Consider the following 12,864-nt stretch of genomic DNA (forward strand, 5'->3'; position numbering starts at 1 on the left):
TGTGTCTCCTGTTTGGGCAAGGGGGATTGGATCAACCCTTTTGCCCGGGGGGGTGCAGATTCAGACGGCGTGCGCGCAGGCCAGCCAGAAAGCGGTGGCATCTGCGTGCGGCTTCAGGTGGCGCGGGTATCACAGGGCACCCGTATGCAGCAGGATCTGTTTCCAGACCGCGGTTTCATCAAACAGTGTCCATTCGCGGCGCAGCTTGACCTGACCGCCAATCAGAGCGCCCCATTCGGCATGGGAAATTCCCAGCACAAAAATCTCGGCCCCGGTCGGATTGCCGAAGGCACCGTATCCTTCGTGCCGCCCGTGCAGCGTCCAGCGCAGGGCCGAACGCGGCGGCATCATCGGGTCTTCGCGGCCGATCTGGTGGGTGATGGTGAAGGTGGCATTGGGCAGCGCCGCGCGCAGCCCCATCCAGAACTGATCGGCCCCGTCGTGGCTCAGGGTTTCGACCCCGCCGGGATAGCATAGGTTCGCGGCGCGATCGTATTCGGACGGAATGGCGGTAAAATCGGCCTGCATGATTCGAGTCAGCAGGTCGGCATGCCGCTGGCCGAAGGCGTTGTCATTCCCGGTACCGGAATAGGGCCCTGCCACCTCGGTTGCAGGGGTGTAAGGCCGCACGCAGTTGGCCGCCCCACCTTCGCGGGCGATCAGGTCACGGGCATAATCGCGGGGCTCGATACCAAGTTGACGAACAATCGCGCCCTGATCGCGGATCAGCCATTCGTCATTGATCTGGTTGTTGATCGCATGACAGTCGGCCAGGATGCGGTAATGCAGCTTCTTCCCCGTCGGCGCGCCATAGACTCCGGGTCGCACATGGGTGGCCGTGGAATGCAGCCGGTGGCTGGACAGCATCCCCGTTTCGGGCGTCCCGGACCAGATCACATCCTCTCCGAACAAGGTCCGGTCCGGGAACTCGGCCAGGGTCGCCATGGTCGCCGCGATCACCCCTTGATTGCCCGTTACCACAGAGGCGGGTGAGCGCACGACAATGTCCGGCGCGTAATAGTCATGCAGGGTGGCGATGCCGCGATCTTCCCAGATTTCCTTGGTGATGCCAATGATATAGTCGGGAAAATCGCTGAATTTCGGATCAAAGCCCTTCATTCGTTTCGTCCTTTTTGCGCTATCGCTTCGCTGCCCGGGTGCGGGTTGGCACCGCGCGCCGAACCACGCACGATCAGTGGCCCGTCGATGACAATCTTGCCGGCGACCGCGTCCGGATCCTCGATCCGCGACAACAGCGCGTTGACGGTTTCCTCGACCATCCGGTTGGCGCGCTGACGGACCGAGGTCAGGTCATAGGCGGGCCAGGCAGCAGGGGGTACATCGTCATACCCGACAACCGACACATCCCCCGGCACGCTGAGGCCAAGTTCGAACCGGATCACGTCCATCACGGCAAAGGCCATGTGATCGTTGGCCACAAAAACCGCATCGGGACGGTCGGGGCGGTCGAACATGCCCCGCGCGGCGTTTCGCGCCTGATCCAGGTTGAAATTCCCCACCCCCCGGGCAAAGAGATCCGCGCCCGCCGCGCGCAGACCCGCCAGAAACCCCGCCTCGCGGTCGCGCTGGGTCGAGGCGCCCTCCCACCCGGCGATATAGGCGATGCGGCTGTGCCCGCCAGCCAACAGGAAATCGGCCACCTTGCGCCCGCCCGCCACGTTGTCAGAGGTGACAGAGGTCACGCCTTCGCGGTCCTCATAGCGGTTGAACAGGACCACCGGCACCCCGGCCTGTTCACAACGTTCGGCAATGTCGGACGACATGGCGACCGAGGCGAAGACGATACCATCCACCTGATAGTCAAGGATTTCCTCGACCACCGCGTCGATCCCGACCGCGGTTTGCGACGCCATGAAAACCAGCACGTGATAGCCCTGCGCCTGCAACGCATTGGACAGCTTTTCCAGCGCTTCGGGGTAAAAGTAGTTTTCCAGGTAAGCGACGACCAGGCCGATCATCCGGCTTTTGCCCGACACCATGGCGCGCGCCAGGATATTGGGACGATAACCCAGTTCCGCTGCCGCCTTGCGCACCTTTTCGACAGTCTTTTTCGACGCCGATGCACCGGGGGTGAACACGCGGCTGACCGCCGATTGGCTGACGCCGGCGCGGACCGCCACGTCCATCGATGTCACCTTGGTTTCCGCCATCAATCCGCCGTCCAACCCCCGTCGATCAAAAGCGAGGTGCCGGTGATCAGCGCGCTGGCGTCAGAGGCCAGGAACACCGCCGCGCCCATCACGTCCTCGACCTCGCCCACGCGGCCCAGCTTGATCTTGTCCTCGATCCATTTGCGGCGTTCGGGAATGGCCAGGGTCTGCTCCCCCAGCGGCGTGCGGATGAAGGTCGGACAGATCGTGTTCACACGGATTCCCTTCGGGCCCCATTCGATCGCCATGGATTTCGTGAACCCTTCGACCGCGTGTTTGGTCGCGCAATAGACCGCCCGGTCGATCCCGCCGACATGCGCCATCTGGGACGAAATGTTCATCAGCGACCCGGGCTTACCTGCAGCGATCAGTCCGCGTGCCACAGCACGGGTCAGGAAATAGGCAGCCTTGACGTTCAGATCGGTCACCGCGTCGTAGTCCTGCGGGTCGGTGTCCAGCGCAGGGCCATGCCGCGCCAGCCCGGCAGAGTTGATCAGCACGTCAAACGGGCCAGTGTCGGCAACCGCTGCCTCGGTTGCCGACAAATCGGTGATGTCCAAGGCCAGCGGGCTGGCTTGCCAGCCCTTGACCCGCAGCGCGTCCACCAGCGCCGCCAGCGCATCGGCCCGCCGCGCGACAAGCGTCACCGCGGCGCCCGCCTCGGCCAGCGCGACAGCACAGGCCATCCCGATGCCGGACGAGGCCCCGGCGACCAGCGCGCGCTTGCCATCCAGACGAAACCCGGGTGTTTGCGGCAGGATCATCAGCGCTCTCCGATCGGAAAGGGAATGCGCCCCGGCACGCGGGCCTTGTTGAATTCCCGCATCCGCGCCAGCACATCGACGCCAAGCTGGCGAAAAGCATCCAGAATGTCCACCACCACCCAGTTCTCGCGGATCAGGCCACTTTCCAACCGCCAGAAATCCAGCGACCGCATGGTGATTTTCTTGTCCGATGGGGCGATGCCCAGCCAGCCGTCATGGGTGACGGTCTGGATCATGTCGGGCCAACCGGTGACCGCCGCATAGTCGCCGTCTCCAAAGAAGTGATAGGTGATGTCGTCGACGTATTTTCCGCGATCCGGCATCCCGTTCAGAAACGGAATCTGGTGCCAGTTCCGGAACCCCGCGATACCACGCCCGGTGCCGATGCCCGCAGGACCGTACCAGTTCATACGCGGGTGCCAGAACTGCTCCATCTCCATCACCTCGGGTCCACCCTGAGACGGGTGACGTTTCATGTGCTCCAGCATGTCGATGATGTGTTTCTGCGCGGCGCCCGCGCGCGTTGCATCCCAGGGCCCGGCGACCAGCCCGTCCTGGGTCATCGGCCCGGGAACACAGAACTCGCGTCCCAGCGACGGCGCCATGGGCCAAGCCCCGGCTTGCATCATCACCTCCGGGATGTCCCAAAGCGCCTGGATCTCGATCACCTGACCGTCGACGACGCGATAAAATTCGTGAAAGCGCATGTGGGTCAGGTGCCCGGTGGGCGGAATATCCAGCCACGGCCCGACAAAGGTGCCAAAGTAGTGGCCGCCGCAGCCGACCCAGTCGGCGCCATGTTCGTCCGGCCCGGCCATCACGATCCAGTCGCGGCGTTCCAGATCGGGCATGGCATCCAGCAAGGGCGCATAACAGGTGTCATAATACGCATCTGGCCCAATGCTGTCGCCCAGCGGGTGGGCCATGTGCAAAACCGCCTCAGGCGCGATCAGTTCCCGCAGGGCAGACCGCACGCCCGGTCCGTCGAAATCCGCCATCGCGGCGCGCAGCGGCGCAAGGGTGGCCTTGTTTCGGGTGTGCGTGTCCGTGGTCACGTCTGCTGTCCTTTCCGTGGGAAGCGGCTTCCCGCCAAGCAACCGATCCTGTTATTCTGCGGCCGTGCCATAGGCGATGTTCTTGCCGCCATAGCGGCGCACGCGGATATTGCATTGTTCGGCATGACCCACGAAGCCTTCCAGCATGCACAGCCGCGACCCGTATTCGCCCACCAGCACGGCAGCCGCATCGGTTGTGATCTTTTGATAGGAATGAGTTTTCAGGAACTTGCCGACCCACAGTCCGCCGGTATAGCGCCCGGCCCTTTTGGTGGGCAAGGTGTGGTTGGTGCCGATCACCTTGTCGCCATTGGCGACATTGGTCCGCGGACCCAGAAACAGCGCGCCATAGCTGTGCATGTTGTCCAGATACCAATCATCGCGATCGGTCATTACCTGAACATGCTCATAGGCCATGTCATTGGCCACTTGCAGCATTTCGTCGTGCGTGTCGCACAGAACCACATCCCCATAGTCGCGCCAACTGACAGAGGCGGTTTCGGCGGTGGGCAGGATTGCCAGCAGGCGGTCGATCTCGGCCATTGTCGCGTCTGCCAGCTTGCGGGAATTGGTGATCAGGCAAGCGGGCGAGTTATACCCGTGTTCGGCCTGCCCCAGAAGGTCCGTCGCGCACAGCTCGGCATCGACCGTCTCGTCGGCGATGACCATGGTTTCTGTCGGCCCGGCAAACAGGTCGATACCGACGCGTCCGTAAAGCTGGCGCTTGGCCTCGGCGACGAAGGCGTTGCCGGGTCCGACCAGCATATGCACCGGGTCGATGGTTTCGGTTCCAAGCGCCATCGCCCCCACTGCCTGAATACCGCCAAGGCACAGGATTTCATGCGCCCCGCCCAGATACATGGCCGCCACGATGGCCGGGTGCGGCGCCCCCTTGACCGGCGGCGCACTGGCGACGATGCGCGGCACCCCCGCGACAGAGGCCGTGAGCACCGACATATGCGCACTGGCCACCATAGGGAATTTTCCGCCGGGCACATAGCAGCCCACCGACTGCACCGGGATATTGCGATGGCCCAAGATCACGCCGGGCAGGGTTTCGACCTCGATATCGGTCATGCTGGCGCGCTGCGCCTCTGCAAAGGTGCGGATCTGCTGTTGGGCGAACTTGATGTCCTCCATGTCGCGGGTGCTGACCTTTTGCATCGCCGCTTCGATTTCAGAGGCGGTCAGGCGGAACGCCTCGGGGGTGTATCCGTCGAACTTGGCCGACAGGTCGCGGACCGCAGCATCGCCGCGCGATCCGATATCGGCCAGCGTCGCCTCGACCACGGACCGGACCTTGGCGTCCTCCTCGGCCTTTTCGCTGTCAGATTTGGAACGCTTCAGAAACTCGATCGCCATTGCCTTACTTCTCCTCCTCGGGCCGGGGGGGCACACGGTCCCCCCGGTCAAATGCTTCCCATCCTTCGCCGTTGAACACGTCAACGCCGAGTTGGGCCAGAACGTGCGGAAAGTCGACCATCACCCAGTTGTCGGTGATCTTGCCATCCTCGACCTTCCAGAAATCCATATACCGGATCGTGACACGCTTGCCGGTCGGGGCCAGGCCCATGAACGTGCCGGAATGCGTCGCCTCTTGCCGGCCAAAGGCGGCGGCCCATTCGCCCATGAACAGCCGTGCCTCGTCAATGCAGACCTTGTCGGAAAACGCGGCCTGAAAAGGGCGCTGCCAGTTGTCCTGAAATTCCTTCAGTCCGGTCTTGGTGCCGCAGCCCTGGTTGCCCATCCAGCGGAACCCATCGGCAAAGAACTGGCCGATATCGTCGATGCGGTGATCGTTCAGCCCGTCAACCATGCCTTCGATCACGGCGCGGGTGTCGTCGGTCTTGCCCAGGTCCGTGTCGCGTGACAGGACAGACTGTTCCGGTCTTGCCCCTTTCATCCTTTGACCGCTCCCGCTGTCAGGCCGCTGACGATCTGCTTTTGGAACACCATGACCAGCAGAAAGAGCGGCGCGGTGATCGACACGGCGGCGGCCACGGCTACGACCTGATCGGTGGTGGTGGTTTCGCGGTTGAACATGCCGGCGATGGCGGGAACCATGGTCTGGTTCGAGGCATCCAGCAGCAACGAGGTCACGAGGAAATCGTTATAGGCCAGAAGGAAACTGAACAGCCCCGTGGTGATGACCCCCGGCCACATCACCGGCATGATGACCCGGCGAAAGGCCTGGAAATGGGAACAGCCGTCGACTCGGGCGGCTTCGTCCAGTTCACTGGGGATATTCTGGAAAAAGCTGCGCAGCATCCAGATGGTGAACGGCTGGTTGATCGCCACAAGAACAGCGATCACCGCCCAGGGTTTGCCATACAGGGTCGGCGCGTTGTCGCCCAGGATCGGGGCAAGCCATTCGTTCGACGAGATAAAGACCGGCAAATAGCCCGCCACCAAAACCGAATGCGGCAAGGCGCGAAAGATCAACGCGATGATCAGGATCCAGAAGGCCAGCGCCGAACCTGACCGCGCCAGGCCATAGCCCGCCAGCGTTCCGACACTGAGCGAGATTGTGACAACGCCCACCGTCACGATCAACGAGTTCTGGAAATTCTGGGCAAACCCCCTGTCGATCCAGACGGTGCGATAATGTTCTGTCGTGGCACCGATGATGTCGCGGCCCAGCGGACCCAACACCGGGTTCAGCGCGTCGCCCACAACCGGCAGCACGCCAAAGAACGCCACGACAAAGCCAATCCCCAGCACCAGAGCGCCGATCACCCAGCCTAGCGGAACCCAGCCACGCGGGCTGTGTGTCTTGACCAGACCGGGCAAGATGCGCGTGGCGATGCGCGCCGTGATCCACACAATCGCGATGGCCAGCACGATGTCGAGCACTGACCAGCCCTGACCAGTCGCTCGTGTTTCGGGGCCAAAGATCACGTTTAGCGGATTGCTGTCGAAGGCATCGATCGGTGCCTTGAAGCTCATCACCGTGATCCACACGATCGGGAATGCGGCGATCAGGCACCACAGCGCCAGGAACCCGCCCGAAGCGATCCGCAAGGACAGCGGTTGACGAAAGGCTTTGGCGGACATCAGCGCACCCCCTTGTGATCGCGCCAGGTGCGGCGCAACAGCGGCACCAGCAGGATGGCGATGCCGATCATGGTCAGCATGGCCGAGGCAGACGCGCGAGAAATCGACCGCGTCCCGGCCTCGTTCGGTGTCAGGAAATCATAGGTCAGCCATTGCAGGGAAATGACGTGTCCCTGGCTGCGGAAGCCAACGATCTCTTCGAACACGCGATAGGTGTCCATCAGGTGGATCATTGCGACGAAGACGATCAGCGGCATCAGGTGCGGGACAATGATATAGCGCAACCGGTCGAAGCGCGACGCCCCGTCGATCAGCGCGCTTTCCAGACTGTCGCGGTTTACCGTTTGCAGACCTGCATAGAAGATGATCCCGGCAAACGGCGCGACGTGCCAGACCCGGTAGAACATCATGATGAGTTCAATGGTCCAGGCCTGCGCGAACATGGCGATGTCGCGGCCCGTCCACCATTCCAGCCCCGCCGTCAGGATGCCATCACCGCGAAACAACCAGTTGATCGACAGCGCACCGATCACCGGCGTGATGATGAACGGCAAAAGCGAGATGAAGATCACCGGCCCCCGGATTGCCTTGGCCGCGTTTTCGATCACCAGTGCAATCGCCAACCCGGTGCCAATAACCAGCGGCAGCGTGACCAATGTGAACATCAGCGTGAACCGCAGCGCTTTCCAGAAGTCGATGACGTTCAGCGCCTTCCACGACCCGGATTTGATCGCGGCCCAGGCACGGTCGGGTTCGATCACGTTGCGATAGCTTTGCAAGCCCACCCAACGGGTTGTGGTGCGGATCTCGCCGTTTTCGTCCAGCACGGGCTGGGTCTTGATTTCTGTCACGCATGTCTGTGTCAGAAAGCCCGGAGTGCAGGTTTCGACCTCGACCTGTTCATAGACCGGCTGGGTGACGTGAAAGCTTTGCCAGAACACGCTGACCAGCGGTGCCGCAATAAACAGCAGCATCATTAAGACAGAGGGCGCGACGAAGGCGGCAAAGGTGCGGAACTTCATGTCTCACTCTCCCGGGGCAGGTGTTGACAGGTGACCGGAGACAGCCCGTGGGCCGCCTCCGGCGGAGCGCTTACTTTACAAGGCCGGCTTCCTTGGCCGCGGTCAGATAGGCGGCTTCGATATCGGCCAGCGTGGTTGCGGCATCCTTGGCACCGGTCAGATAGTCGGCAATGCCATCGCCCAGCGCGGTGTGCATGATGCCCATGGCGCCGGACGCCGGATAGGGCCTGGCCCCGGCCAATGCGGTCGCGGCGGCACCGGCGGCCAGCGCCCCGGGCTGATACCCTTCGATCAACCAGACGGCGGAATCGTTGTTGGCCTGCACCATCTCGGTGTCGATGCCTTCCATCGCGACGCGGAAGGCGGCCTCGGCCTCTTCGTCGGTGATGTTCGACGCGATCACGATACCGTCCCACCAGATGGAACTGGCAGGCGCGACCGACCCCATCGGGGCGGCGGCCATCTTGACCTTGCCCACAACCTGGCTTTCGGCGGCGTCGTCCATGGCGCCCGCGCGGCTGGCCCAAAGGTTCGCCATGGCAATCTTGCCCTGCTGGAACTGCTGCTGAACATAGGTCGAATCCGACACCAGATATTCCGGGTCCATGAATTCGGTCAGCGCCTTCATGGTTTCCAGCGTCGCCATGCCCTGGGCATTGTTGATGTTGGGCATGTTGCCATCGGTGAAGAAGGTGCCGCCCTCACCCAGGAACGTGTTCACGAATTCCTCGCCCAGGTTCCAGCCGGTCATGAAGGTGCCACCAATGGGGTAGTCGACCACACCGGCTGCTTTGATCTTGGTGGCGGCGTCGATCATCTCGGCATAGGTGGTGGGAACGGCAATCCCGAGATCGTTCAGGATGTCCTCGCGGTACATCAGGTGCTGGTTGTTCACCATCATCGCCACGGCCATCACCTTGCCGTCGATCTTGATCAGTTGGTTCGGGCGCAACTGCTGACCATACTTGGCAATCAGGTCATCCAGCGGGCGGATCGTTCCGGCCTCCAGCAGCGGGATCAGGGTCGAATTGGCGACCCCGCCGATCTGGTAAAGCGCCGGGTTGGCGGCAAAGGCCTCGGGTTGCTTCAGACGGAAATCCTGATCCAGGTTGGCTTCGACGTTGCCACATTCCGCCATTGCGGTGGTGACGGCCTTCCACGCCTCGAAACCGGCGGTCAGAGATTTCACCGGCACGGTATTTTCAAACGCACAGCCCGCCCAGGCGCTGGTGGCGGCAAGCGAGATGGCACTGGCCATCAGGATCTTCTTCAACAACATTCTTTTCTCCCGGTTGGTAGGGGCTGTCCTGCAGTCACAGCCCAAGGTTGGCGAGGGCTGAGCCCTCGGAAGGGGGCAGAGTTCAGTCCCCGATACGCGCCCCTGTTGCGGCATCGAACAGGTGGCAATGGTCCGTCGGAATCCGGATCGAAACGGTTTCGCCGATCTGTGCCCGAAACGATTTGTCCGCCTTCACGCTGACCAGCGCGCCGCGAATGCGGACGGTCACCATGGTGGCGTCGCCCAGCAACTCAAGCGTATAGATCGGCGCGGTGATCTGACCGCCCTCGGCGACCTGCGCGTCTTCGGCGCGAAAACCCAGCGTCACGGCCCCATCCGCGGCGGCCAGCCCGTCGATCCGGGTGTGCGGTGCGGAAAAGCTGCCACCCGTCATTTCGCCGTCGATCAGGTTCATCGCCGGGCTTCCGATAAAGCTGGCGACAAAGGTATTGGCGGGACGGTCGTAAATCTCGGTCGGACTGCCGACCTGCTGGACCACGCCCTTTTGCATCACCACCACACGGTCGGCGAGGGTCATCGCCTCGATCTGATCATGGGTGACGTAGATGGTTGTCACGGCCAGTTCATGGCTGAGGTTCTTGATCTGCGCGCGGGTGCTGACCCGCAGCTTGGCATCCAGATTGGACAGCGGTTCATCCATCAGGAAAACGTTCGGTTCGCGCACGATGGCGCGGGCCAGCGCAACGCGTTGCCGTTGGCCGCCCGACAGTTCGGCGGGCTTGCGGTCCAGGAATTCGTCCAGTTCCACCATCGCGCTTGCGCGGCGCACCTTGTCGTCATGGGTGGTGGGGTCAACCCCTCGCACCTTAAGCGGAAAGCGGATGTTTTCGTAGACGTTCATGTTCGGGTACAGCGCGTAGCTCTGGAACACCATCGCCACGTCGCGGTCCTTGGGTTCCAGGTCATTGACCACCTTGCCACCAATGGTGATCTGGCCCTCTGTCGGGTCTTCCAGCCCGGCGATCATGCGCATCGTCGTGGTCTTGCCGCACCCCGAGGGGCCCAGCAGCACCAGAAATTCGCGATCGGCGATCGTCAGGTCGAAATTGTCGACCCCCACGAACGTTCCCCAACGCTTGGACACGTTGCGCAGCTGGATTTCGGCCATCCGGTCGCCCCCTGATCGTGATCCGCATTCTGCATGCGCTTGCAAAAGGGTAGACACGGCCACATCATTTCGGCAAGGATTTTTTGCATGCGCTTGCAAAATGGGGAAATGTCATGGGATTTCAGACAGAAAAGCAGGTGGTCCAGGATTTGTACGCCGCGCTCGACGGCGCTCCGGTGGACCGAATCACGGACGTTCTGGCCGATACACTTTCCCCGGACGCGCTGTGGCGCGGCTTTCATCCCTTTGGCGCCTGCACCGGCCCACAGGCGATTGCAGAAAGCTTCTGGCAGCCGCTGCGCCAGTCTTTGACCCGAATGCAGCGGCGACAGGACATTTTCTTTGCCGGCCGGAACGAGATCGACGGCTTTCAGGGTGTCTGGGTGGTGTCGATGGGCCACCTGATGGGGCTGTTCGATCAGCCCTGGCTGGGGATCGCCCCCACCGGCAAGATGGCGTTTCTGCGCTATTGCGAATTCAATCGGGTGGCTGACGGGCGCATCACGGAAACCGCAATGTACTTCGATATTCCGCATCTGATGATGCAGGCCGGGCTCCAGCCGTTTCCGCCGCAAACCGCCGCGCATCTTGTGCAGCCCGGGCCGATGACCCATGACGGCTTGCTGTTTGACGACGCCCCCGAGGAACAGGGCCGCGCCACGCTTGCCGCGATCAACGCAATGATCGGCGATCTGGGCACATGGCAGCTTGGCTTGCCGCTGGAGGAAGAGCTGGCCCGCACGTGGCATGACGACATGATCTGGTGGGGACCTGCCGGGATCGGCGCGACCTATACGATCAAACGATACGCCAAACAGCATTCCGCCCCCTTCCGCGCCGCGTTCAAGGAACGATCCAAGACCCGCCATATCGCGCGCCTTGCCGAAGGGGCCTATGGCGGGTTCTTTGGCTGGCCAAACTTCACTGCGCTGCATACCGGCGGTTTCATGGGCATGCCCGCGTCGGACAAACGCGGAGAGATGCGGGTGATCGACATCTATCGTCGCGACGGCGACAAGCTGGCCGAAAACTGGATCTTCATCGACCTGCTGCATTTCTGGAACGGGCTTGGCGTCGATATCCTGGACCGCATGGCGCGGGTGCCGCGCACCTAAAGCCGGGCCACCGCGCGGGCGGCCTGGCGCACCGCCTCGGCGGTCTGGGCAAGATCCGCTTCGGTCAGCGCCAGCGACGGATAGACCTTGCCCGGGCTCTTGAATACGCCATGACTGCGCAACGCGGCGTTCCAGACCTCGTTACGCCGGGGGTCGTCATGTCTGGCGCTGCGGTAGTCGACCGGATCGCCCGCGGTGAAATATATGTCGAACAGGGTGGGATCGCCGGTCACACGGTGCAGAATTCCGTGCGCACTCAGGGCGTCCGTCATTATATCCATCAACCGCTGACCAGTGGCGCGCAGGGTGTCGTACTGACCGGGCCGGCGCAGCACCTCCATCGTCTTCAACCCAGCAGCGGCAGCCACCGGATTGCCGGAAAGCGTTCCAAGTTGCATCAACCAGTTTTCCGCCCCCACGGCGGCCTTGTCGAAATGCGCCATGATCTGTGCGCTGGCCCCCAGTGCCGCCAGGGGAAACCCGCCGCCGATGATCTTGCCCAACGTCACGATATCGGGCGTCACGCCAAAGCGCTCTTGTGCACCACCATAGGCCAGACGAAAGCCGGTCACGATCTCGTCGAAGATCAACAGCACCTCGTACCGGTCACACAAATCGCGCAATCCTTGCAGAAACCCGGGTTTTGCGGGAATGATCCGCTGCAACGGTTCGACGATGATCGCCGCGATGTCGCCATGTTCCGCCAGCAGTCCCGCCACCGCGTCCAGGTCATTGAACGGCGCGATCAGCATCTGGTCCGCCACGCCCTGCGGGATGCCCGCACTGTCCGGCACGGGCGTCGGGAAATTGACCGGCCTTGACGGCGCAAGGCTCATCTGTGCCTCGGCACTCATCCCGTGATACCCGCCCTCGAACTTCAGGATCTTCGGCTTGCCGGTATAGGCGCGGGCCAGCCGGAGCGCGTACATGTCCGCCTCGCCACCCGAAGTGACAAAGCGCACCTGTTCGCAGCAGGGCACAGCCGCGACGATCGCTTCGGCCAGTTCGATGCCTTTCGTATTGTTGGCAAAGAAGGTCATGCCAAGCGGCAGTTGCTCCAGCACCGCCTCCATCACTTCGGGGTGGCCGTGGCCCAGCAACATCGGACCAGACCCGATAAGGTAATCGACGTACCGGGTACCGTCCTCGTCCCAGACAGACGCCCCCTGACCCCGCGCGATCACCATGGAGGCGTCGAAATTGCCGAACCCGGCGGCGGGCAGCACCGCGCGGGCGCGATCCACCCAGTCGGCCATGCTTTGAATGCGGTTCATG

General features: G+C 62.6%; 12 protein-coding genes. 1 reads left to right on the top strand and 11 read right to left on the bottom strand.

The genetic code is table 11. The features are described from left to right. Positions 1 to 129 precede the first annotated feature (129 nt). From VK792_RS15170 to VK792_RS15215, 10 genes are all read right to left on the bottom strand, one after another. On the bottom strand, positions 130 to 1,119 hold the full coding sequence (locus VK792_RS15170; protein WP_326298538.1) for a nuclear transport factor 2 family protein: 990 nt from the start codon (positions 1,117 to 1,119) through the stop codon (positions 130 to 132). Beyond that, positions 1,116 to 2,171: a LacI family DNA-binding transcriptional regulator gene (locus VK792_RS15175; protein ID WP_326298539.1), complete on the bottom strand. Its 1,056-nt coding sequence runs from the start codon at positions 2,169 to 2,171 to the stop codon at positions 1,116 to 1,118. The genes VK792_RS15170 and VK792_RS15175 overlap by 4 nt, the downstream gene beginning before the upstream one ends. Next, complete coding sequence (locus tag VK792_RS15180) at positions 2,171 to 2,935, bottom strand: SDR family NAD(P)-dependent oxidoreductase (protein ID WP_326298541.1); 765 nt, start codon at positions 2,933 to 2,935, stop codon at positions 2,171 to 2,173. The genes VK792_RS15175 and VK792_RS15180 overlap by 1 nt, the downstream gene beginning before the upstream one ends. Then, positions 2,935 to 3,933, bottom strand: a complete 999-nt coding sequence (locus tag VK792_RS15185; RefSeq protein WP_326298581.1) for an ester cyclase — start codon at positions 3,931 to 3,933, stop codon at positions 2,935 to 2,937. The genes VK792_RS15180 and VK792_RS15185 overlap by 1 nt, the downstream gene beginning before the upstream one ends. Before the next feature lie 108 nt (positions 3,934 to 4,041). Further along, positions 4,042 to 5,352: a histidinol dehydrogenase gene (gene hisD / locus VK792_RS15190; protein ID WP_326298543.1), complete on the bottom strand. Its 1,311-nt coding sequence runs from the start codon at positions 5,350 to 5,352 to the stop codon at positions 4,042 to 4,044. Positions 5,353 to 5,356: 4 nt separating this feature from the next. Beyond that, the gene (locus tag VK792_RS15195) at positions 5,357 to 5,893 is read right to left on the bottom strand and encodes an ester cyclase (RefSeq protein ID WP_326298544.1); all 537 of its coding nucleotides are present in this window, start codon (positions 5,891 to 5,893) and stop codon (positions 5,357 to 5,359) included. After that, positions 5,890 to 7,044 (bottom strand): carbohydrate ABC transporter permease, encoded by a 1,155-nt coding sequence (locus VK792_RS15200; protein WP_326298546.1) that lies wholly within the window; start codon positions 7,042 to 7,044, stop codon positions 5,890 to 5,892. The genes VK792_RS15195 and VK792_RS15200 overlap by 4 nt, the downstream gene beginning before the upstream one ends. Then, positions 7,044 to 8,066, bottom strand: coding sequence for a carbohydrate ABC transporter permease (locus tag VK792_RS15205; protein ID WP_326298547.1), 1,023 nt, complete (start codon positions 8,064 to 8,066; stop codon positions 7,044 to 7,046). The genes VK792_RS15200 and VK792_RS15205 overlap by 1 nt, the downstream gene beginning before the upstream one ends. 70 nt (positions 8,067 to 8,136) lie before the next feature. Continuing rightward, a complete protein-coding gene (locus VK792_RS15210) occupies positions 8,137 to 9,345 on the bottom strand; it encodes an ABC transporter substrate-binding protein (protein ID WP_326298549.1) in 1,209 nt (402 codons plus the stop codon). An 82-nt stretch (positions 9,346 to 9,427) separates the two neighbouring features. Beyond that, positions 9,428 to 10,474: an ABC transporter ATP-binding protein gene (locus tag VK792_RS15215; protein WP_326298551.1), complete on the bottom strand. Its 1,047-nt coding sequence runs from the start codon at positions 10,472 to 10,474 to the stop codon at positions 9,428 to 9,430. A 113-nt stretch (positions 10,475 to 10,587) separates the two neighbouring features. Here VK792_RS15215 and VK792_RS15220 point away from each other — a divergent pair, with 113 nt between their 5' ends. Then, positions 10,588 to 11,589 (top strand): nuclear transport factor 2 family protein, encoded by a 1,002-nt coding sequence (locus VK792_RS15220; protein ID WP_326298553.1) that lies wholly within the window; start codon positions 10,588 to 10,590, stop codon positions 11,587 to 11,589. Here the strand turns inward: VK792_RS15220 and VK792_RS15225 are convergent. Further along, positions 11,586 to 12,863 carry an aspartate aminotransferase family protein gene (locus tag VK792_RS15225; protein WP_326298555.1) on the bottom strand — a complete coding sequence of 426 codons (1,278 nt, stop codon included), beginning with the start codon at positions 12,861 to 12,863 and terminating at the stop codon, positions 11,586 to 11,588. The genes VK792_RS15220 and VK792_RS15225 overlap by 4 nt on opposite strands. Position 12,864 lies beyond the last annotated feature (1 nt).

The organism is Mesobacterium hydrothermale, from assembly GCF_035818635.1.
GTDB lineage: Bacteria > Pseudomonadota > Alphaproteobacteria > Rhodobacterales > Rhodobacteraceae > Mesobacterium_A > Mesobacterium_A hydrothermale.

Excerpts from the sequence above, each read along its gene's own strand:
- VK792_RS15170 (WP_326298538.1), bottom strand. The coding sequence starts at position 1,119 with ATGAAGGGCTTTGATCCGAAATTCAGCGATTTTCCCGACTATATCATT.
- hisD (WP_326298543.1), bottom strand. The coding sequence starts at position 5,352 with ATGGCGATCGAGTTTCTGAAGCGTTCCAAATCTGACAGCGAAAAGGCC.
- VK792_RS15200 (WP_326298546.1), bottom strand. The coding sequence starts at position 7,044 with ATGTCCGCCAAAGCCTTTCGTCAACCGCTGTCCTTGCGGATCGCTTCG.
- VK792_RS15225 (WP_326298555.1), bottom strand. The coding sequence starts at position 12,863 with ATGAACCGCATTCAAAGCATGGCCGACTGGGTGGATCGCGCCCGCGCG.
- VK792_RS15210 (WP_326298549.1), bottom strand. The coding sequence starts at position 9,345 with ATGTTGTTGAAGAAGATCCTGATGGCCAGTGCCATCTCGCTTGCCGCC.
- VK792_RS15195 (WP_326298544.1), bottom strand. The coding sequence starts at position 5,893 with ATGAAAGGGGCAAGACCGGAACAGTCTGTCCTGTCACGCGACACGGAC.
- VK792_RS15180 (WP_326298541.1), bottom strand. The coding sequence starts at position 2,935 with ATGATCCTGCCGCAAACACCCGGGTTTCGTCTGGATGGCAAGCGCGCG.
- VK792_RS15175 (WP_326298539.1), bottom strand. The coding sequence starts at position 2,171 with ATGGCGGAAACCAAGGTGACATCGATGGACGTGGCGGTCCGCGCCGGC.
- VK792_RS15220 (WP_326298553.1), top strand. The coding sequence starts at position 10,588 with ATGGGATTTCAGACAGAAAAGCAGGTGGTCCAGGATTTGTACGCCGCG.
- VK792_RS15205 (WP_326298547.1), bottom strand. The coding sequence starts at position 8,066 with ATGAAGTTCCGCACCTTTGCCGCCTTCGTCGCGCCCTCTGTCTTAATG.
- VK792_RS15215 (WP_326298551.1), bottom strand. The coding sequence starts at position 10,474 with ATGGCCGAAATCCAGCTGCGCAACGTGTCCAAGCGTTGGGGAACGTTC.
- VK792_RS15185 (WP_326298581.1), bottom strand. The coding sequence starts at position 3,933 with ATGGCGGATTTCGACGGACCGGGCGTGCGGTCTGCCCTGCGGGAACTG.